At 36.9% G+C, this 23216-nt stretch carries 14 protein-coding genes; all 14 read left to right on the forward strand.

Annotation, left to right across the window (positions count from 1 at the left end):
- Positions 1–29: 29 nt before the first annotated feature.
- The gene (locus tag L3049_RS13830) at positions 30–953 is read left to right on the forward strand and encodes an alpha/beta hydrolase (protein ID WP_275110407.1); all 924 of its coding nucleotides are present in this window, start codon (positions 30–32) and stop codon (positions 951–953) included.
- A 244-nt stretch (positions 954–1197) separates the two neighbouring features.
- Positions 1198–3135: a heparinase II/III family protein gene (locus L3049_RS13835; RefSeq protein ID WP_275110408.1), complete on the forward strand. Its 1938-nt coding sequence runs from the start codon at positions 1198–1200 to the stop codon at positions 3133–3135.
- A gap of 11 nt (positions 3136–3146) precedes the next feature.
- Positions 3147–4565 (forward strand): hypothetical protein, encoded by a 1419-nt coding sequence (locus L3049_RS13840; protein WP_275110409.1) that lies wholly within the window; start codon positions 3147–3149, stop codon positions 4563–4565.
- A gap of 8 nt (positions 4566–4573) precedes the next feature.
- Entirely contained in the window at positions 4574–6919 is a 2346-nt protein-coding gene (locus tag L3049_RS13845) for a right-handed parallel beta-helix repeat-containing protein (RefSeq protein ID WP_275110410.1), read from the forward strand.
- A 27-nt stretch (positions 6920–6946) separates the two neighbouring features.
- Positions 6947–8602, forward strand: a complete 1656-nt coding sequence (locus L3049_RS13850; protein WP_275110411.1) for a sulfatase family protein — start codon at positions 6947–6949, stop codon at positions 8600–8602.
- Between the two features lie 73 nt (positions 8603–8675).
- Positions 8676–11099 carry a glycoside hydrolase family 3 N-terminal domain-containing protein gene (locus L3049_RS13855; RefSeq protein WP_275110412.1) on the forward strand — a complete coding sequence of 808 codons (2424 nt, stop codon included), beginning with the start codon at positions 8676–8678 and terminating at the stop codon, positions 11097–11099.
- 75 nt (positions 11100–11174) lie between these two features.
- Positions 11175–11996: an alpha/beta hydrolase gene (locus tag L3049_RS13860; protein ID WP_275110413.1), complete on the forward strand. Its 822-nt coding sequence runs from the start codon at positions 11175–11177 to the stop codon at positions 11994–11996.
- A gap of 132 nt (positions 11997–12128) precedes the next feature.
- Positions 12129–14804, forward strand: a complete 2676-nt coding sequence (locus L3049_RS13865) for an endo-acting ulvan lysase-like protein (protein ID WP_275110414.1) — start codon at positions 12129–12131, stop codon at positions 14802–14804.
- A gap of 45 nt (positions 14805–14849) precedes the next feature.
- A complete protein-coding gene (locus L3049_RS13870) occupies positions 14850–16058 on the forward strand; it encodes a glycoside hydrolase family 88 protein (RefSeq protein WP_275110415.1) in 1209 nt (402 codons plus the stop codon).
- Positions 16059–16077: 19 nt separating this feature from the next.
- Positions 16078–17652, forward strand: coding sequence for a sodium:solute symporter family transporter (locus tag L3049_RS13875; protein ID WP_275110416.1), 1575 nt, complete (start codon positions 16078–16080; stop codon positions 17650–17652).
- A gap of 106 nt (positions 17653–17758) precedes the next feature.
- The gene (locus L3049_RS13880; protein ID WP_275110417.1) at positions 17759–18667 is read left to right on the forward strand and encodes a hypothetical protein; all 909 of its coding nucleotides are present in this window, start codon (positions 17759–17761) and stop codon (positions 18665–18667) included.
- A 41-nt stretch (positions 18668–18708) separates the two neighbouring features.
- On the forward strand, positions 18709–21012 hold the full coding sequence (locus L3049_RS13885; protein WP_275110418.1) for a glycosyl hydrolase family 95 catalytic domain-containing protein: 2304 nt from the start codon (positions 18709–18711) through the stop codon (positions 21010–21012).
- Positions 21013–21040: 28 nt separating this feature from the next.
- Complete coding sequence (locus L3049_RS13890; RefSeq protein ID WP_275110419.1) at positions 21041–22426, forward strand: FAD-dependent oxidoreductase; 1386 nt, start codon at positions 21041–21043, stop codon at positions 22424–22426.
- Between the two features lie 42 nt (positions 22427–22468).
- On the forward strand, positions 22469–23215 hold the full coding sequence (locus L3049_RS13895; protein ID WP_275110420.1) for an SGNH/GDSL hydrolase family protein: 747 nt from the start codon (positions 22469–22471) through the stop codon (positions 23213–23215).
- The last annotated feature ends 1 nt before the right edge of the window (position 23216 follow it).

Consider the following 23216-nt stretch of genomic DNA (forward strand, 5'->3'; position numbering starts at 1 on the left):
TTATAGATTTTAAACGATTTTTTTAGGTTATGCGCAGAGTATTATACATCGCAATTTTTCTTTTCAGCTCATCTTTTATGTATGGGCAAAATGTTTCAGAACTTGAACTACTAAAGGGTTTTAACCATAAGGAAACGGTGGTTTATAAAATGGTGGATGGCGTTGAATTAAACATGGATATTTTCTATCCTGATGCTGCTAAAATGAAGGAAAAAAATCCTTGGATGATACACGTGCATGGTGGTGGCTGGGCTGGAGGTAGTAAATACAAGATTTTAAAACCACGTTTTCTGTCTACTTTGCATACACTTGTTGATAGTGGTGTTGTGTGTGTGAGCATAGAGTACCGAAAAGCCCAGGGTAGTTCTAATGCCTACGATGCTGCAGTTGATGCTAAAGATGCCACTCGTTTTCTCCTGAAAAATGCAGAAAAATTTAAATTAGATAAGGAGAAATATGGTATTTGGGGTGGTTCAGCTGGAGGACATCTAAGCTTAGTGACTGCTTTAGGATCAGATTCTGATTTTCAGGGAGATTCGCACTTGGCAGATATTTCCACCCGATATAAATGTGTAGTCTCTTATTTTCCTTTTACCTCATGCTTGAATCCTGATTTAAGACCAGGTTCTATTTTTGAAGATGAAACCCGGTTTGTGCGTCTTTTAGGTGCGCCATTAAATGAGAAACCAAAATTGGCCCATTTACTCAGTCCTACTCAACTTTTAAAAGAAACGAGTTCTCCAATACTATTAATTCATGGAGATAAGGATAAAATACTTCCAATTAGCAACTCTCTTTATATGATGGAGGTGGCAAAAAAGAAAAATGCAGATGTTCAATTGTTAACGATTAAAAATGCTGGGCATTGTTTTAAGGGTTCAAACATTTCACCTTCGATGGAGGATCTTAATAATTATTCTGCCAAGTATATTCTTTCCCATTTGAAAGACTAAGTGCATTAGAATGGAATAAAATGCTTTACTCAAATGAAGAATATAACTGTTGTTTTTTGAAATAAATTGAAAGGAATTGATAAATAGTATGAAGCGAGATTGTTAGCTAAAGCTAACAATCTCGCTTTTTGTTGATTTTATAATAAATGCAACATTCGACCTATTTATTGGAATAAATTCTAGGTCTTTTAACGGCTACTTATAGCTATTTTGCGATTGTTAATATGGAAAAATTGTAATTTTTATGAGAACATCTAAAAATAAGTTCACCTGGATATTTATTACACTTGCGAGCATTATTTGCTCATGTACAAACCCAGAAGCGAAGAAAGAGTCTCTGGATATTTCTGCTTATTTGAAAGCAGGAGATAGCAAGCATATTTATCCAACTGATGAGCAAATAGAAATGCTAAAAAAAGTGGTACCTGAGACTACTTTTATTCCTTCTCCACCAGCTTCTAATCGTCAGCACTGGAACAAAATTGCAAATACTGTAAAAGGGATAGACTATTTAGAAGAGGCCGTTTCGCTAATAGAAAAAGCACCTGAAGTACCTATTTCAGATGCAATATACCGCCGTGCCAATAAAGAAGGGAACCGTGGCATATACAAGCCTCGATATTACCGTACAATGGACAGATTGGAGAAATACATTATTGGCGAGAGTATTGAAAATAAAGGACGATTCATTCCTCAAATTGAAGTTTATATCGATTCAATTATGACTATGAAATCATGGATGCATCCTAATCATGATGATAATGAAAATACTGTACTGGAAGGAAAACGAGTATCAATTGATTTGGGAGCTCGAAAATTTGGCTTGGTATTAGCACTTGCTGATGCGCTATTAGAAGACAAATTACCTGATTCATTAAGAAAGGAAATTACTGCTCAGCTTAAGTGGCGCATAACAGATTCCTATTTGAAAAGTTGCAAGGAAATTAAATCCAAGAGTAATCATTGGATACGTAGTACTAGTAATTGGAATTCTGTGTGCACCAGTGGAACTATTTTTACCACCATTGTGGCTTCTGAAAAGTCAGATGAACGAATTGCAGCAATTGGTTGTGCTTTAAATAGCATGGTGCATTATTTGTCTGGTTTTGGTGATGATGGCTATTGCTCTGAAGGAACTGGCTACTGGAATTACGGATTTGGGCATTATTTATACCTCGCAGAGATATTAGATGACTATACGGATGGTAGAATAAACTTGTTTGAATTTAATAAACTAAGTAAGGTGGCTAATTTTCCTGAAACATTTCAAATACATGAAGGAATGTACGCTCCTTTTGCTGATGGAGTAACTAGAATTAAGCCAGGTAGCGATAACTTCGCATATGCAATTGCAGCTAAACATTACGGTTCTAAAAAGCCATCGAAATTCATTCCTGATGAAGGGGTACAAACCTTAGTTGTTTGGAAGGATGGAGATGATTACACATCTACAAAGGATGATAAATCAAAATTGCCTGAGTATACTTATTTTGATGATTTTGGCATTGTAATTTCAAGAGGTCAACAAGAAAATCCATTTTCAATAGCCATAAAAACGGGGCATAATGCTGAAAATCATAACCACAGCGATGTGGGAAGTTATGTAGTCGTTTTAGATCAGGATTATGTGGCAGGTGATATTGGTGCTCCGTCGTATACTGCTGGAGCATTTTCCAAAAACAATCCCGCGCGAAGTTCATGGGGACATCCTGTGCCAAGAATCAACAACACCTTACAGTCAAACGGAAGAGAGTTTCAAGGAAAAGTTCTTGCAGCAAGTTTTAATCGAAGTGTTGATAGTGTGAGAATGGATATTAAGCCAGCTTATGAGCTTGAGATACTAAACAAGCTCGAACGTACCATGGTAAACAATAAATTGGGTGAGGGAGCAATTACGATAACTGACAATTTTGAAGCCTCAGAGCCAGTTCGTTTTGGAACTTCTATAATGGTGAATGTAGCTTACGAAGCTGTTGATAATAATACCCTAATCATCAATTCTGAAAATCAGAAAGTAAAAGTTGAGATTACTTCTGTTGGTGGTAATGTTACTATAAAGGATGAAGTTGTACCAGTTAAACATTTACGCAGCGGTAAAACATCCTACCGTATTGGAGTAGATTTTGAAAAACCATTAAAATCAGGTGCGATAACTGTAGTTTATTCACCATTGAAGAAATAGATATTGAAGATATGAGAGTGAAATCAAGAAATATAACATCGTTTTTAAGAAATATAGCCCTATTGTGCCTTGCTTTAAGCACATTTCAGGTAGCCGCTTTCGAAAGAGTTAATTCATTGGTAGAGCTATTACCATATCTCGATGACGATAACGCAAGTGTTGTTATGGCTCCTGGCACTTATAGTATCACGTCTGATGATATTGCTAAAGGAACATTCGGAACTACCGATTTCGAAGATAGAGCTAAGATATTACTACAATTTTCTGGTAATAATAGTACGTACGATTTTACAGGAGTAACGCTTACTATTGAAACAGGAGTTTTTAATTGCTTTGGAAATTATAGAGTTCACGAGCTGGTTGTTACGGGAAGTAATAATGTGCTTAAAAACCTTACTATGGTTGATCTTGGTTCAGAACATGACAAGCCAAACAAGGGAGCCTTAGGTGTTTGCATGGATGGGAGAGATAACCGAGTTGAAGGTTTCCATTTGACCGTTAAAGGATCTTATCCTTACGGATATGGAGATGCTTTTGGTAAAGGAAAAAGAAATGTAATCAGGCATTATAAACATTCTGCTTTTTTGGTTCGTGGATTACGAAATCATGCTAAAAACTGTAAAATAATCCATAGATCATATGGTCATGCTATATTCATGCAAGCAGCAAGCTATCCAACTATCGAAGCATGTGTAGTAGAGGGTAAAATGCGTAAAACAGATGATATTTTAGCAGAAACGTCAGGACCAGCTTTTGATGTTGGTTTTATGACAATTTGGGGATACAAACTTCCAGCGGGATATATGTTGAGTCTTGGTGAGGCAGGTATCCGTGCTTATGATGGAGGAAAAACCATTATTGATGGAAAAATTTTTCAAAGAGGAACAGATAATCCTACGATACTCAATTGCACTATTAAGCATATGAGAACAGGGGTAACTCTTGCACATGCAACGGGTGAAAAATATGTTAAGGGTTGTGTGGCCATTGGTTGCGAGAATGGTTATTCTCTAGGCTCAGGCGAAGTGGTCGATTGTAAGGCCGATTGCGCTTATGGTCCTGTATACGCAAGCACATACGAAAGAGATAAAAATTATAATGCTGAGATTACCATCATACCTGCAATAGATCCTTATTATAACGGTTCGGGAAGTGTAGCATACATCGGAGGTCGGGGTCATAAAATTACATTGCGAGGCACAGATGAAGTTATCAAACAAAGTTTATCTATAAAAGTTGGTGGTGACAAGGGAAATATTCGCCTTATGCATGGAAATTTTCCAAATCAAAATAATTTTAAGGTGTCAGATTTTGAATTGATTAATGATACAAACTATCCAGTAAAGTTATCTCCCACAAGTTCAAGAGTAACAGTGAGATCTGTAGGAACTGTTAGAGATAATGGTACCGATAATCATGTAATAAAATAAAGTGATTTATGAAACGAATAAATACCAGCATAATGGTTTTGTTTCTGCTGATTCATATCAGTTGTAACAATAGTAAGGTAGAGCTAATTGTAAGTAAGAATGCTGTTGAAGCACAGTATAGTTCAATTCAAGAAGCATTAATTGCCGCTAAAGAAATAAAGCAAAGTGATAATAATGCTCAAATTGTAATTAATATTTTACCAGGCAGTTACCATTTGCAAAAAACAATTGAAATTTCCAGTGCGTTAAATGGACTTGAAATTGTTGGAGCGGGTGCTTCAAAAGTCAGTGTTAAAGGATCAGTACCACTGCAGTTAAACTGGAAAAGTTTGAATGAAGACATATTTGTAGCTAAGGTTCCAGATAATTTGATTTTTGATCAACTAATTACTGATGGAAAAGCTCAGATTTTAGCTCGATATCCAAATTATGATGAAACGGCTCAGTATTGGCAAGGATATGCTGAAGATGCTCTTTCGAAGGAGCGTGTCGCATCTTGGAAGAACCCAGTGGGAACATTTTTTCATGCTCTCCACAAAGGTCGCTGGGGTGGTTTTCATTGGCAGATTGTTGGAATGAATGAAGATGCTTTTCCAATTTTAGAAGGTGGTCATCAAAACAACAGAGGTTCAAAACCACATAAGGAATACCGGATGGTAGAAAATGTGTTCGAAGAGTTGGATAGTCCAGGTGAATGGTATTTAGATCATGAAAATCATCAGCTTTATTTTTGGCCAGAAAAGAATATCGATCTGCAAAAAATGAAATTTGAAGCCTCAGTGCTTAAATCGTTAATTTCAGTAAAGGGAACACTTGAAAATCCTGTACAGAATATTTCTATTAAAGGAATCAGCTTTGAAAATACGCAACGTACTTTTATGGAAGCGTATGAGCCTTTGTTGCGAAGTGACTGGACAATTTATCGTGGTGGAGCTGTATTTTTTGAAGGAAGTGAAAATTGCAAACTCGAGAATTGTGAATTCACAAACTTAGGTGGCAATGTAATTTTTGTTAGCAATTACAATAAAGGATTAAAAATTGCTGGAAATAATATTCATGAATGTGGAGCTTCTGCTATTTCTTTTGTAGGTAATGCTTCTGCAGTTCGATCACCATCTTTTCAGTACGGACAATTTGTTGAATTGGATAAAATGGATACCATCTCAGGACCTAAAAATGAATTGTATCCTAGAGAATGTATTGTTGAAAATAACTTGATTCATAGAATAGGGAGAGTTGAAAAACAAACCGCAGGAGTACAGATTTCTATGGCAATGGACATTACTGTTCGTCACAATAGTATTTACGATGTTCCTCGCTCTGGTATCAATATCGGAGATGGTACATGGGGAGGACATATTTTGGAATTTAACGATGTGTTTAATACCGTTTTGGAAACTAATGATCATGGCTCATTTAATTCATGGGGAAGAGATCGTTTTTGGCATCCTAATCGAAGAATAATGGATAGTATTACTACTGCAAATCCTGACATGTACAAATGGGATGCAGTACATACCACAATTATTAGAAATAACCGATTTCGTTGTGATCATGGTTGGGATATCGATTTGGACGATGGATCTTCAAATTACCACATATACAACAATTTGTGTTTAAGTAGAGGGATTAAATTGAGAGAAGGCTTTAATCGAGTAGTTGAAAATAATATCACCGTGAATAACAGTTTGCATCCTCATGTTTGGTTTGTGAATTGTGAGGATGTTTTTAGAAAGAATATTGTAAGTGATGCTTATCAGGATGTAGGATTGTTGAGCTGGGGTAAGGACTTAGATTATAATCTATTTCCTACCGAGGAAGCCATGATAAAATCACAAATTTACGATCGGGATATGCACAGTGCTTTTGGTGATCCATTGTTTAAAGATCCCAAAAATCTAGATTATTCTGTTGCTGAAAATTCACCAGCCTTAGCATTGGGCTTTGTTAATTTCCTTATGGATCAATTTGGCGTTCAAAAGCCAAGCCTAAAAGCAATTGCCAAGACTCCTGAAGTTCCTGTTGTAGTAGATCCTTTGCAAAGAAAAATAAAGAGTAGTACGCTTGCCTGGTTAAGAAATAAACTAAAAGGGGTAGATTCTAATGAAGAGCAATCTGCTTACGGATTAAATAGCCCAGAAGGAGTAATTGTAATCAGTACATGGAATCATAGTCCGGCAGTAAAGAACAATGGCTTGAGAAAAGGAGATGTGATTCTTGAGGTTGAAGGAGTGAAAACCGATAAAGTACTCGACTTTTTAAAAATCACAAAAGAGTATCAATCGAAAGGTGAAATTCAAGTTCTGGTAATGAGAAATCAGAAGGAATTGGGTTTAAGAATTCAAATCAAATAGGAAATCAATTAAAATTAATAAGGGATTATGAAATTGCAACAAATTGTATTTGTATTGTTTTGTACAGTGCTCTTTTCTTGTCAAACAGCAAAAAAAGATAATACTTCAAAAAAGGAATTACCAAAGCGACCCAATATTATTTTTATGGTATCGGATGATCATGCTTATCAGGCAATTAGTGCCTATTCCAATCATCTAGTCGAAACTCCAAATATTGATCGAATTGCTAATAATGGAATGAAGTTCACCAATGCTTGTGTTACCAATTCTATTTGCGGGCCTTCTAGGGCGACCATGTTAACGGGTAAGCATTGTCATATACATGGTAAAACAGATAATCTTTTCCCATTTGATGAAACACAAACAACATTTCCTCAATTGTTACAAAAAGCGGGTTACCAAACTGCTATGTTTGGAAAATTGCATTTTGGAAATAACCCAAAGGGGATTGATGAGTTTAAAATTCTTCCAGATCAGGGAAGCTATTACAATCCTGATTTTAATACAAATGAAGGGAGAATAACGGTTGAGGGATATGTTACTGATATTATAACCGATATGTCTATTGATTGGTTGGATAATCGTAGAAAAGAGGATGAACCTTTTGTGATGTTTTATATGCACAAAGCACCTCACCGTGAATGGTTACCAGCACCACGCCATTTTAAAGAATATACGAAGAAAACATTTGTAGAACCTGCAACTTTGTTTGACAACTATGAAGGACGAGGTACGGCAGCGAAAACAGCAGAAATGAATTTATTAAAGCACATGAACTGGGCTGGAGATTCAAAGCTTTATCCAGAAATGATGGCTGAATTAGGTCTTAAAGATGAGTCTGGATGGGATTTGGAAGCTTTTGATCGTGAGGTTGGCCGAATGAATGCTCAACAACGAGCAGTTTGGGATTCAACCTATATACCTTTAATGGAAGATTTTAAAGCGAAGTATCCTAATATGAACGACACAGAATTAATGAAATGGCGTTACCAGCGTTATATGCAGGATTATCTAGGTTGTATTGCTTCTGTAGATGAGAATGTTGGTCGATTATTGGATCATTTAGAGGAACTAGATCTTGATGAAAATACGATTATCGTTTACACATCAGATCAAGGATTTTATTTGGGAGAGCATGGTTGGTTCGATAAGCGTTTTGCATATGACGAATCGTTTAAAACACCTTTATTAGTTAGTTGGCCAGGAGTTGTAGAGCCAGGTACAACAAATACCGAAATGGTTCAAAATCTCGATTTTGCGCAAACTTTACTGGAAGCTGCTGGAATTGAAGCACCCGAGGATATGCAAGGAGAAAGTTTAATTCCTTTATTGCAGGGGAATGATGAGGAATGGACTAGAGATGCAGTTTACTACCATTATTATGAATATCCTTCTATTCACATGGTAAAAAGACATTATGCTATTATTACTCAGGAATACAAATTAATTCATTTTTATTACGATGTTGACGAGTGGGAACTTTACGATCGTAAAAACGATGTTCAAGAAATGACTAATGTAATTAATGATCCTGCTTATGCAGATGTTCTCGTAAAGCTTAAAAAGGAATTGGCAGAAATGCGTGAAAAATATGGTGATAGTTCACAATTAGATCAGGAATTGATTGATAAATATATTCATGAGAAAGAGAATCCTGATGTAATTAAGGTTTCACTTCATTAAAAAATAATTGAGCTGGTAAGAGAATCGTTTTCGATTCTTTTACCAGTTTTTTTACACAGATTAAATAGAAAGTATGCAATACCGAATTCAAACACAATTGACTATTGTTTTTTTACTCTGTTTCGTTTTATTCTCAGGAATGAAAAAGGCAGATAAATCGATTTACCACAAAGCTTGGATTGATTTCAATAAAAATGGAGTCAAGGATATTTTTGAAGATCCTACTCAAAATGTTGATAGTAGAGTTAAAAATCTATTGTCTCTGATGAATGTTGAAGAGAAAACCTGCCAAATGGCAACACTTTATGGTTACGCTCGTGTTTTAAAAGATGAGTTGCCAACCAAAGAGTGGAAAAATTGTGTTTGGAAAGATGGGATCGCAAATATCGATGAGCATTTAAATACCATATGGAATCAGCCAAAAACACATACACAGTATTCCTATCCATATAATGTTCACGCCGAGGCGATTAATGCGGTTCAAAAGTGGTTTGTAGAAGAAACCCGAATGGGAATTCCTGTAGATTTTACCAACGAAGGAGTTCATGGTTTGTGTCATAAAAAAGCGACACCGCTTCCAGCTCCAATTGGTATCGGTTCTACATGGAACAAAGACTTGGTATATAAAGCTGGTAAAATGGTTGGAAGTGAAGCAAAGGCTTTAGGCTATACCAATGTTTATGCTCCTATTCTTGATGTGGCCAGAGATCAGCGTTGGGGAAGAGTTCTGGAATGTTATGGCGAAGAACCTTTTCACATTGCTGAAATGGGCAAGCAAATGACTTTAGGAATTCAATCGCAGGGAGTGGCATCTACACTAAAGCATTTTGCAGTATATAGTATTCCTAAAGGAGCTAGAGATGGCGATGCGCGTACCGATCCACATGTGGCTCCTCGCGAAATGCATCAGCTTCATTTGTATCCTTTTCGAAGAGTAATTCAAGAGGCTAAGCCTATGGGCATAATGAGTAGTTACAACGATTATGATGGTGTTCCGGTTACCGCAAGTCATTATTTCCTAACAGAATTATTGCGTGAGCAATTTGGTTTTCAGGGATATGTGGTTTCAGATAGTGAAGCTGTTGAGTATGTTTCAGATAAACATCATGTGGCTGAGGATTATAAGGAGGCTGTAAGACAGGTTGTTGAAGCAGGATTGAACGTTCGAACCACTTTTAGAACAGCAGAATCATACATAGAGCCTTTGCGTGAGTTGATTGCGGAAGGGAAACTTTCGATGAAAACCATTGATGCAAGAGTGGGTGAGGTTTTGGCCGTGAAATTTCGATTGGGTTTATTCGATCAGCCGTATGTCGAAAATCCGAAGGAATCTGACAAGCTGGTTCATACTGATGAAAATGAGGCTCTTTCAAAGCAAATCAATCAAGAATCAATGGTTTTGCTTAAAAATGAAAATAACTTTCTTCCTCTGGAAATCAATAATCTTAAAAAAATTTTGGTGACCGGTCCTTTGGCCGATGAAATCAGTTTTACTTATAGTAGATATGGACCTGCTGATAATCCTTCGGTTTCAGTTTATCAGGGAATCAAAAAATACGCAGCAGGAAAAGCACAGGTTGACTATTCTAAAGGTTGTGATATTGTAGATCCAAACTGGCCGGGAAGTGAAATTATTCCCGAACCACTTTCACTTGAGGAGCAGGCTGGAATTAATGCTGCCGTTGAAAAAGCAAAACAATCGGATGTGATTATTGCCGTTGTGGGAGAAGACGAAAAGCGTGTTGGAGAAACAAAGTCAAGAACAAGTCTTGGCCTTCCTGGAAGACAATTTCAACTCGTACAAGCTTTGTATGTTACCGGAAAACCTGTGGTTTTGGTTCTTATTAACGGACAACCATTGAGCATTAACTGGGAAAATAGATTTTTACCTGCCATTCTCGAAGCTTGGTTTCCTAGTACTGTTGCTGGAGAGGTGATTGCTGAAACTTTATTCGGAGATTATAATCCGGGAGGTAAATTATCAGTAACCTTCCCTAAAACGGTTGGTCAAATCCCATTGAATTTTCCTTTTAAACCAGGTTCTCAGGCAGGGCAGCCTGGCGAAGGCCCAAATGGGTATGGCAACACGCGTGTTTTAGGGCCTTTGTATCCTTTCGGATATGGTTTGAGTTATACTACTTTTGCATACCGTAACTTGAAAGTAAACCCAAAGCAGGCAAACTCACAGGCCGAAATACAGGTTTCATTTGAGCTAAGCAACACAGGAGCTCGAGAGGGAGATGAAGTGGTTCAACTTTATCTGAAAGATGAGGTCAGCAGCGTAACAACTTACGAGTCTCAGCTTCGTGGTTTCGAGCGGGTTCATTTGCTTCCCGGCGAAACAAAAACAGTTCATTTCACACTCTATCCTGATGATTTGGCATTGCTTGATAAGAATATGAATTGGACGGTTGAGCCTGGTAAATTTAAAATAATGATAGGAAGTTCATCGGTTGATATTCGTTTGAAAGGAGTTTTTGAAATACAGAGCAAGTAATTGCTTGATATCGGTTCTGTTGAATTATCGTTTTACAATTGTATCAAATTAATTCTTTAAAATAAATAGTCTGTTATGAAAATCATTATTGTATTGGTCTTGTTGGTCAGTAATGCTTTGTTTGTTACTGCTTCAAGAGTAGATACCTTGTTTGTTACCAGTGAGTCGATGGGGAAAGAACTGCCTAATCTGGTTATTGTTCCAGATGCTTATTCTGCTCAAAATAAAGATTTCCCAGTTTTGTATTTATTGCACGGTGCTACTGGTAATTTTTCCGATTGGTTGCATAAAGTCCCTCAGCTAAAGCAGTTCGTGGATAAGTATGAGTTCATCATCGTTTGCCCTGATGGAGGCTTTACCAGTTGGTATTTCGATAGTCCTATTGACGCTAAAATGCAATATGAAACCTATATCACGAAAGAGTTATTGACTGTGGTGGATAAAAATTACTCTACCATTCCTGATCGATCGGGAAGAGCCATTACTGGATTAAGTATGGGCGGACATGGAGCATTTTACCTAGCATTTAAACATCAGGATATTTGGGGTGCTGCAGGAAGTACAAGTGGAGGATTAGACATTCGTCCTTTTCCGAACAGTTGGGATATTTCAAAACGATTGGGTACCTATGCCGAAAATCAAGACGTATGGGAGAAGAATACAGTAATCAATTTAGTTCATCTTTTGAATGGAAAAGATCTGAAATTAACCTTTGATTGTGGTACAAGTGATTTCTTTTACGGAGCTAATAAACGCATGCATGAAAAGTTACTGGAACGCAATATTCCGCATGATTATACGGAGCGTCCAGGGAAGCATAATACGAAGTATTGGGCCAATTCCATCAAATATCAACTTTTATTCTTCGATCAGTTTTTTCGATCTGAAAAGCAGTAAAACCGCCGAAAATCGCATCGTAATGCATGTTTTTGCAACAAATTTCATATTTATTGAAACGTAAATTCTGCTTTCCCGATGTCTGTTGAGCTATTTTTGAAGAGATACTAATACTTACAAAAGAATTGTAAAATGATCTCTAAAAGAATAGCTCTATTTTGTTTTATAGCCTTGAGTTTATTAATTCAGGCAAAAAGTGTATTTGCTCAAACGCATCCAAATTTATATGTAGCAAATGAGGATAGACAAACTATTTTATCAAAAATACAAAATGAAGAGTGGGCAAAAGTCGCGTGGGAAAATCTTCAAGAAAAGATTGATCCTTTTGTAGAAAGACATCAATCTGATCCGGAATGGATCACATCCCGTTTGGCGATGTATTGGAAAGATGGCAAACATTACACTCAGTGTTACATCAAAAAACAAAATTGGGATTATGGTGAGGGAAATGCACCAGTTCCAACAGTAAGACTTCCAGGAATGCGTACTTGGAACAATTACATTAATGTTCCTTTGAAAGATCGTATCCCATTTAATGAATCAGGTGATATGCTTGGTCTAGATCGATCTAGTAATGATAAAGTACCTGTTTTGGTTCCATACAAGGAATCTGGGCACATGATTACTAAAAACAATAAGGAAATTCTGGACTTGGCAGAAAAAGCTTCATTTGTTTACTGGTTAACACAGGATGAGAAGTATGCTAGATTTTCTTCCGATATATTTTGCACTTGGTTGTTGGGTACTTATTATATGAACCCTCCTTTAGATCCAGAAATGTCAACCAAAGGTGCAGGTGGTTATGCTCCTGGCGGAATTATGGGTTACTACGATTACGAGCAAATACATGACTTTCTTCAAAAGCCTGCAGCAGTTACTTACGATTTTTTATACGATTACCTGCAAGAAAATACTCCTAAGGCTATATCAAAAACAAATAAAAGTGTAAGAGAAGTAGCTGGAGTTGTTTTTAAACGATTTGTTGACTTAGGGTTAATTCGAGGAGGAAAACGTGGCAATTGGAATGTGAATGGATTTAGAAATATTCTTCCTTCAATGCTAGTGTTGGAATCCAATGGTTTTTACGAAGACAAAAAGGGCAAAGAGCATTACATTCCCTACTACACAAAAATTACGACTGACCATCATGAGGCTTTGCCAGATTTCATAAAGAATTTTGATGACGTTACTGGTTTATGGCCAGAATCTCCTGGTTATGCATCGGGTATGATTGGAGCCATATTACAAATGGGAATTCCGTTATACAAATCTGGTGTAAATACAATTGGAGATAATCCTTTATTGCAAAAGGCAGCTATGGCTAATTTAGGTTGGTTAGATGCAAGGGGAAATCTTGTTGTAGTTGGTGATATGCGTGGAGGACCTACTGATTTATCCGTTTTTGAAGATATGCTTACGTACTACACATGGGAAGGCGATCTTGATAAGGCAAAAAAAATGGCTTCAGTTATTCGAAATGGAATTGCATCTGGCCAATACAATAGAAGTGAGATAAGCTGGAAAGGGCTTTGTACCTATGAACCACTTCCAGAATCGAGTAATGAATTACCTTTTAACAGAGCAGCATATTCCGAACATCATCGCCATTTGATCATGAAAAATGGTAATCGTGTTGAAAATGGATTGATGTTTACTTTGTATGGAGGTAACAAAGGTGGTCACCTTTCACCAAATGGATTAGCCATGCAGTTTTATGGTAATGGTTATGTCTTAAATCCTGATGCATCGGCTTATGAATCTTATTGGTCGAAAGATGCATCTTACCATCGTGAAATAACGGGTTCTAATACCATAATGCCAGGATATACCAAAGGAGAAATCACGATCAATGCAATGGATCCTTCTGTGGATGCATCAAACAATTTTTACAATACAACAGAAACCTCTGCTGCTTGTTCTTTTGCAGATTTTAGTGCTGCTGAAAAACGACGTTTGGTTGCAATGGTTCGTACTTCTGAAACTACAGGTTACTATGTAGATATTTTCCGATCAAACCAGTCAGATAATGATTACTTACAGCATATTCTGGGTGATGCGGCAAGCCTTAGAAATAAACGAGGAGAGTTGCTGGATTTCGTGAAAGTTGATAGTATAAGCAATCATCATCATAAAGCATACTCTTTCTTTGCAAACCCTCGAAAGATAGATTTTAGTAATGATTTTACAGCTACTTGGACAATTGATAAAGTAAGTCCAAGTTTGAATATTAATATGTGGATGATGGGACAAGAGAATCGTGAAATCTATTTGGTAGATGCTCCTCCTTCAACCTTACGATCTGATCTAACTCCTGGGATGGTAAATAGAAGTCCGCAAACTACTCCAACAATAATTGTACGTCAGAATGATAATAATGCTGAGGATCATCCTTTTGTTTCGGTTTTTGAGTCTTTTAATGAAGGTGAAAAATCAATAAAAAAGATTTCAAAAATAGCTGCTTCCGATCATTTTGTTGCCTTGTCTATTTCCTCTCAGAATGGTGAAAAACAATTCATTTGCAATGCAATTGATGATGCAGTATATCAACCAAAATCAGATCTTGTTTTTCAAGGGGTTTTTGGAATCGCATCAGAAAATAAGGATGGATTTCAATACCTATACTTGGGGAAAGGTAAATCATTGAGAAAAGGGAATTATTGTATTGAAGCGGTTGATGGAGAGGTTACTGCAGAGCTGAAAGTAGTAGATGGAGAATTTTACTATTCAGCTGACGGAACGGTTCGAATTTCCTTGAAGAATGGTAAGGAAAATGAATATAAGCCGGGATATAATATTCGAGTAAAATAAAGTTTTTGTTGATAAGATATTGAATAAATAGAAGAGGTAAATAATATGAGATTTGTTAAAATATTTGTGTCGGTTATAAGTATCGTATTGGTGTTGAGTAGTTGTGCATCTTTTTCAAAAGATAAAAAGACACTTGATGCTAGTAAGATTCTGATGAATAGTTCTATTAAGATTAAGGAAAGTGCTGAGCGTTTGTCAGATACTGATCATTTTCCTCGATTTATACCACAGGATAGTACCAATTGGGAATGTGTTAGTGTTGGAGATTGGTGCAGTGGATTTTGGCCTGGTGCGCTTTGGTATGCTTACGAATGTTCGGGCGATGAGAACCTAAGGAAACAAGCTGAATTATTTACAGCTCCTATTAAAGAAATTGCCTATACTCCAGCTCAAGATCATGATATTGGTTTTCAGGTGTATTGCAGTTATGGTAATGGCTATCGATTGACTGGAAATCCAGAGTACAAAAAAATCATGTTAGCTGCCGCTGATACTTTGGCTACTCTTTACAATCCAATTGTTGGTAGTATTCACTCTTGGCCTTCAAAAAAACAGTATCCTCACAATACCATTATTGATAACATGATGAATTTGGAATTGTTGTTTTGGGCAGCAAAGAATGGTGGTGGAGAGCGATTGAAAGATATCGCAGTAAGTCATGCTGAAGTCACAATGAATAATATTGTTCGACCTGATTATTCAGCCTTCCATTTAGGATCATTTGATGATAAAACAGGTGCTTTTATTGAGGGAAAAGCACATCAAGGTTATGCCGATAATTCGATGTGGGCAAGAGGACAGGCTTGGGGAATTTATGGATTTGCTTTTACTTATCGCGAATCTGGAAAAAAAGAGTTTCTGGAAACATCAATGAAAATGGCTGACAAATTCTTAGAACGTCTTCCTGAAGATGGCATTCCTTATTGGGATTTTGATGCCCCACTTACATCAGAAACACCTAAAGACGCGTCTGCTGCAGCTGTTGCTGCTTGCGGTATGTTGGAACTTTATAAGATAATTGATGATGAGGTGTTAAGGAATAAGTACAAGCAAGCAGCAATTGCACTACTCGAAATTCTTTCTTCACCTAAATATCTAAGTGGAGATACAAATCAAGCTATTTTGTTACACTCTACAGGGCATAAGCCTAAAAATTCAGAAATTGATGTTCCAATCATTTACGCTGATTATTATTATTTAGAAGCTTTATTAAAGTTAAAGAAGATAGAGGCGGGTGAAGTGTCTGTTAAATAATTAGTTGAAAATAAAAGAAATGAAAAAGCTTAGTCTTCTGTTTGTATTTTTCTGCTTGTCAATTTCATTGTTTGCTTCAGGCAGCGAGAATATTGCTTCAAGTCATTTTAGCGTTTTAAACTGGGTTATTCTGGCTGTTTTTTTAGTTGGAACAACTGTTTTTGGAGAACTGGTAAAAAACAAAGATACCGGTTTAGATGGATTCTTCCGTGGTGGTAAAAGTTTACCCTGGTGGGCTGTTTCCTTGTCATTAGTCGCTACAAAAACGAGTGTGGCAACTTTTATAGCAGTGCCGGCTTTTGTGTTTTCATTAAAAGGAGATCTTACTTATTTGCAAATGACATTTGGATTTGCCTTGGGGAATATTCTAATGATTTTTGTACTCCTAAAAGAATATTACGAAGAAAATATTTATAGTCCTTACGATTTTATACAAAACCGTTTAGGGATTAAGGCTAGTCAACTTTCTCGTACATTTTTTATGGTTGGAGCCACGATGAGTCAGGGTGTTCGTTTGTTAGGAACAGCTTTGGTACTGAGTGTGATAACTGGGCAAAGTACCATATTGTGTATCCTTATTATAGCTGCCTTTGCAGTGGTTTGGTCCTATATTGGAGGAATTACAACAGTAGTTTGGACGGATGCCGTACAATTTGTAATCTTTATTTTTGGTGCCTTATTTGCCCTATTCTATGCCATTAGCGATGTTCCTGGCGGAATTAGCGAGATGATCGCTATTGCCGACGAAAAAGCCAAGCTTACCTTGCTCGATCTTTCTTTAGATCCCCATAAAACCTACACACTTTGGGTTGGTATCTTAGGATGTACTTTTTTTGAATTTGGATCTAATGCCGTCGATCAGGTCGTTACCCAAAGGGCACTGTGCTGTAAAAATCTTAAGGAAGCTCGAAAAGCAGTTGGCTTTTCAGTGATAGGAGTATTAACAACCTGGATTATGGCATTTGTTGGAATTGGTTTAGTGGCTTACTATCATATCAATCCTCTTTCACAAGAAGTAAGTGCATCTATCCTTCAAGAACCAGATCGTATTTTCCCATATTATGTAGTCAACTCATTGCCAGATGGGATTTCAGGTTTGATTATCGCAGCAATGTTTGCAGCGGGAATTTCAACACTCGATTCTGCATTAACAGCACTTTCTCAAACCAGTGTAATGGGAATTGGTAGCATTGTTTATCCGAAATTAAAAACCATGGACGAAAAGAAAGTGGTGAAAATTTCCAAGATGGCGATTATCCTTTGGGGTGGAATTCTGGCTTTATTAGCTTTTGGGTTTAGCTTTTTCCAAGATGGTGGTTTGTTAGCCTTAGGGTTTAAAGTGCCGGGATATGCTTACGGAACATTAATAGGGATTGCCTTTTTGGCTTTAATGCGTCGAGGTTCCTTTACTGGAATTATGACTGGTTCCATATTAGCCATTGGAGCTATTGCCTGGATGCATATTGAGGGAATCAGTTTCTTTTGGTGGTTTCCAATTGGTGCTATAATGGTAATTGCAGTTGCAATAATTCATGAGCAATTATTCAAAAAGGCGAATAAAGAAGAAATAGAGCCAGCTTCGCAACAAGTTTGAATTTATGATGAATACATGTTGAGCGTGGATTGTTTCTTATTAAATAAGAATATTTGGAAGCACTTTTAGTATGGATTATCGAATCATTGAAGAAAATATATAACAGATGAAAAAAGTAACGATATTTTTATTTTGTGTAGCAATTAGTTTATCAGCAGTATCTCAAACGCCTTTATGGCAAGGCAAAGGTCGTATTACGATTAGTTCCGATGGCAATGAGCATGATCATGATGATTGGGCAGCAACACCATTGTCACTTAGCCTTATTGCTGCAAAAGGTTTGCAAAATAAAATGGTCTTGTATACTTATAGCGACCATGTTTGGGGAAGTAATTTGGAGATGCCAACTGGTAAAGGAGGACTAACTGCTTATGAGCAGATGAGGGAAAGTGCACTAACCGGGGCTAAGATGTTTGGATTTAAGAAATCAAACTTTATTTGTGCTGTTGATGATGCGGAAAAAGCATACCATGCAATGGCTAAGGTAATCAATGAATCTTCGGATGATAATCCACTGTTTATTATAGCTGCCGGACCAATGCAGGTTGTTGGGGAAGGGATCAGACGATCGGAGCTTGCTAAGCGCAAGTTTGTTACTGTTATTTCTCATTCTAATTGGAATGATACCCATGCCGCAAATTCTTACGCTTGGGAGCCTGAGCATAAGGGCTGGACATTTAAGATGATGAAAGAAGTTTTTGGTGTAGAAAAAGGAGGAGCGGTTCAATTTGTTAAAATAGCAAATCAAAACGGAGGTAAGGATTATCTGGGACTAAATTGTTCTCGTGAGCATTTTAACTGGATAAAAACATCATCTGCAAGAGAGAATAAAATCTATAAAAAAGGCGCTTGGGACTGGTTGTATTCGAGACAGGAGACTTGCATTAAAAAAGGTGGAAAAAACTTTGATCCTTCTGATGCAGGAATGTTGATATACTTATTTACTGGGATTGAAAAGACAAATCCTGAAATGGCTAAAGAGATCATGGAAAATCCGGTTCCAAAACTTAGATAACAAGTTCCAAACTAGCAAAAGTGATTAAAAATCGACAAGTTATGAAAAAACGACAAGTTATGAAATTTCAATACCTACTCAGTGTAATACTAATTTTCACCTTATTGAGCTCCTGTAAACAGGAGAACGGCAATGCTATCAATTGGGAGAAATTCATGGCTCAGCACGATTTGGTCTGGGAAGAGATTCCAACACAATGGGCTGAAGGAGCTTTTGTTGGGAATGGTCAGTTGGGGATGATGCTTTATGCAAAGATGGATGAAAATCGATTCAACTTTCATGTGGGTCGTCAGGATGTAACAGATCATAGAAAAGCACCAAATAGAAAAACATCGATGGGAGTGAAAGGAGCAGGCTTGCTCGACTTCACAAGATTAGATATTGGGAAAATGGTACTTCATCCTGCTGGAAAAATAGAAAGAGCAAAAATTCGTCAGGATCTATGGAATGCTGAAATTCGAGGAACAATTTATACCGATTTGGGGCAAATTGAATTCAGAGCATTTACACCTCATGATCGAATGGTTCAAATAATTGAAATCAATTCTACTGAGAAAAAGAATGGTGCTGATGCTTCTTATTCAATGGAATGGTCGCCAGGAAATCCTTCTTGTTCTAGAGCTTTGATAAAATATGACAGATACAAAGATGAATATATTCACAATTCTTTTAAACCTGAAATAAAGGTAATGGAAGGTGAAAGTGTTTGTGTGCAAAAGTTAGATGCAGGCGGAGATTATGCTACTGCTTGGAGTGAACAAACAGAGGGGCAAAAATCGACTATTTACATTTCAACGGCCAATGAAATACCAGCTTCTAATCTATCGGCTGGCGTGGCAATAAAAGATGTAAAAGATGCTAAGAAGGCCGGAATCGCTAAACTTGAAAAAGAAAATAGAGATTGGTGGCATGCTTATTATCAAAAATCATTTTTAAGTATTCCAGATACACGAATGGAAACGTTTTATTGGATTCAGTTGTATAAAATGGCTACTTGTTCTCGAGCTGATGGTCCTGCATTGGATTTACTTGGGCCATTCTTTAAAAATACAAACTGGCCTAGTTTATGGTGGAACCTTAATGTTCAGCTTACTTATTGGCCTTTCAATACAAGTAATCATCAAGATATTGCTATCAATTACGTAAAGTTGATTGATGATCATTTTGAACACATGATAAAAAATAAAGTAGGTAAGAATCTTGGTGATTTTGCCTGGGCAACGCATAATTATTGGCTTTACTTTAAATATCAAGGCGATGAGCAAGCTATTTTGGAGAAATGGGTGCCTAAGGCAATGAGAATTGCTGAGATATACGAAACAAAGCTAGAACGTAATCAGGAGGGTAAGCTAGAATTAACGTCGATGGGATCGCCGGAATACAAAGGCTTTAAATCTTTTAGAAATACCAACTACAATTTTGCGATTCTTCGTTGGTTGCTTAATTCTCTTATTGAGGCAAATGAAAAAGCTAATCTGCATCCTAATGAAATTGCACACTGGAAACAGTTATTAAATGACTTGATTCCTTATCCAGTTGATGAAAATGGCTTGATGATTGGAAGTGATCAGCCAGTAGATATGTCGCATCGTCATTATTCTCATTTATTGGCATTGTATCCATTGTTTCAGCTTGATCCTGATTCTTCCGAAGATCGTGAATTGGTTGTGAAATCTGTACTGCATTGGCACAATATCGAAAATAGGAAAGCCTTAGCAGGTTATTCTTATACAGGAGCTTCTTCCTTATATGCTGCCATGGGAATGGGAAATGAAGCTGTTGAGGTAATGAATGATTTTCTGGATGCTAACATTGGTAGCGCTCATTTTTTAACCAATACTTTTTATATCGAAGGTAATAATCCAGTAATTGAAACTCCATTAAGTGCTGCGACTGCAATTATGGAGTATAACTTGCAAAGTTGGGGTGATAAAATTAGAGTTTTCCCTGCCATACCTAAAGATTGGCAAGAGGCTACTTTTGCTGATTTATTGGCTCAGGGAGGGTTTTTAGTAAGCGCATCCATGAAGGAAGGTAAAACGGAGTGGGTTTCCATCGAAAGTCAGGCAGGACAGCCATGTACTGTTAAAATACCTGAGTGGAAGAATGCGATTCAAATCAGTAAAGGCAAAGAAATAGCAATTACTAAAATAGGCGATGGTGAGTTTAAGATTGATTTAATAAAAGGACAGAAAATTATTTTGTCTTCTGGATCGAAAAGTACAAAAGTAGAGTTGAAAGCTATTGAACATCCCGAATTGGAAGGGAATTATTTTGGTATCAAGAAAGGTGCAAAGCGCAAAGCTTTATTAGAACATGCAATTCTCGAATACGAAAATCAGTAATCGTTGATATAAAGTTTAGAAGAAGGATATGAAAAATTTTCAAGCAAAATATATAGGAGAATACGATGTAGTAGTAGTTGGTGGTGGCGTATCTGGTAGTCATGCTGCTATAGCTGCCGGACGAACGGGTGCAAAAGTTCTTCTTATTGAGCAATTTGGTTTTTTAGGAGGTTCACTTACTGCGATGGGTGTTGGTCCAATGATGACTTTTCACAATCGAGCAGGAAAGCAACTAGTATTTGGTTCTCCTAACGAAATGGTGGAACGATTAAAGGCGAAAGGCGGCAGTCCTGGTCATATTCTTGATGGAACAGGTTATTGTTCTACGGTAACTCCTTTTGATGCTGAAATGCTTAAAGTTGTTTTAGAGGATATGGTGTTGGAAGCAGGAGCAGAAATTTTATACCACACACGCTTGATTGAACTTACCAAAGAAGGCAAAAGTATTACTTCTGTTTTTATTCATAACAGAGGAGGTATTCAGGAAATAAAAGCAAAGCAATTTATCGATGCCAGTGGCGATAGCGAGTTGGTAAAGCTTTCTAATATTCCATTTACTTTAGGTAGGGATGAGGATCACAAAGCACAACCTCTTACCATGAATGTGAAAATTGGTAATGTAAATACAAAAATCTTACGCAAATACATACAGGAAAATTGGGATCAGTTTGATGACAATATTCGTAGAGAAAATAAAGAGAAGGTGTTAGACCAAACTTCTCGTATTTCTTTGTGGGGATTTTATGACTTATGGGAAAAAGCAAAAAAAAATGGAGAAGTTTCTATTCCTAGGGACAACGTGCTATTTTTTGAAACCAATACTGAAGGTGAATTTATTTTTAATACATCTAGGATTTTGGGCTTAAATCCGATGAATCCTTTCGATATAAGCAAAGCTGAAACAATTGGACGTAAGCAATGTTCTGAAATTTATCAGTTTCTAATTAAATACGCTCCGGGATTCGAGAATGCAAGTTTGGTGAGTACTGCCCCACATATCGGAATTCGTGAGTCGCGTCATCCACATGCAAAATATGTTTTGAATTCGGATGATTTAGTAAATGAAAAACGATTTGAAAATCCAATAGCTGTTGGCGGATATCCAATAGATATTCATTCTCCAGATGGAGAAACTACAGAATCGGTTCATTTGAGAGATGAAGGAATCTATTATATTCCTGTAGATTCATTGCTTGTAAATGAAGTAGATAATCTGATTTTGGCAGGAAGGGCAATTGGAGCAGATCACCATGCTAGTGCAGCCATTCGAGTAACTCCTATTGCAATGTCTATTGGTCAGGGAGCAGGAACTCTCGCCGGATTAGCAGCCTGCAATAACACAATTCCAATGGCTTTAGAGTATGAAAAACTAGCAATTCAATTAAAAGAAAATGGAGTCTATTTGGGCGATTAATTAAGAATGCTAAAATGGTTTTTGGGATCAATCAATATTATTATGAGTAGGACATTATTAAGCTTGGTAATCGTTTTGTTATTAACATCTTGCCAAAGTGTAAAAAAGAGTCATACACTGCAAACCATTGCGGTTGTTAACTCTGGAATAAGTGGAAATACAACGAGAAATTTGTTGGATAGAATCCATTCTGATGCTGTCAATCATCATCCCGATTTGGCCATAGTAATGGTAGGAACCAATGATATGTTGAATTCTCGAAAAATGATTTCCTACAAGGAATACAAGCAGAATTTGGAGCAAATTACGCTCAAGCTAAAGGCTGAAGGAAGTCAGGTTTTATTGATGAGCCCACCACCAGTTGATAGTGCCTATCTTTTTGAAAGGCACGATAAGGCTTTGTATAAAGAATCTCCTAATGTGATAATGGATAGTGTGAGTCATATTATAGAGGAGATAGCTTTGAAAAATAATGTATTATACCTGAATATGTACAAGGTCATTCATAAAATGGATCTTCCCAAACACAATCAGGATATCTATTTTAGAAATGCAATGAACAGTGGGAAGCGAGATGGAGTTCACCCAACCAAGATAGGATACAAATTAATTGGTGATCGAGTGTTTGAATTTTTAAGTGCCAACAAATTGTTGTCAAAATACAGGAAGATTTTGTGTTTTGGTGATTCGATCACTTTTGGGGCTGGAGCTAAGGGAGGTGGAACGGTTACAGGAGACAATTATCCATCTTTTTTATACCAAAGACTTACAGGTTTAGCTTGTAAATAAA

It is taken from the genome of Labilibaculum sp. DW002, assembly GCF_029029525.1.
GTDB lineage: Bacteria > Bacteroidota > Bacteroidia > Bacteroidales > Marinifilaceae > Paralabilibaculum > Paralabilibaculum antarcticum.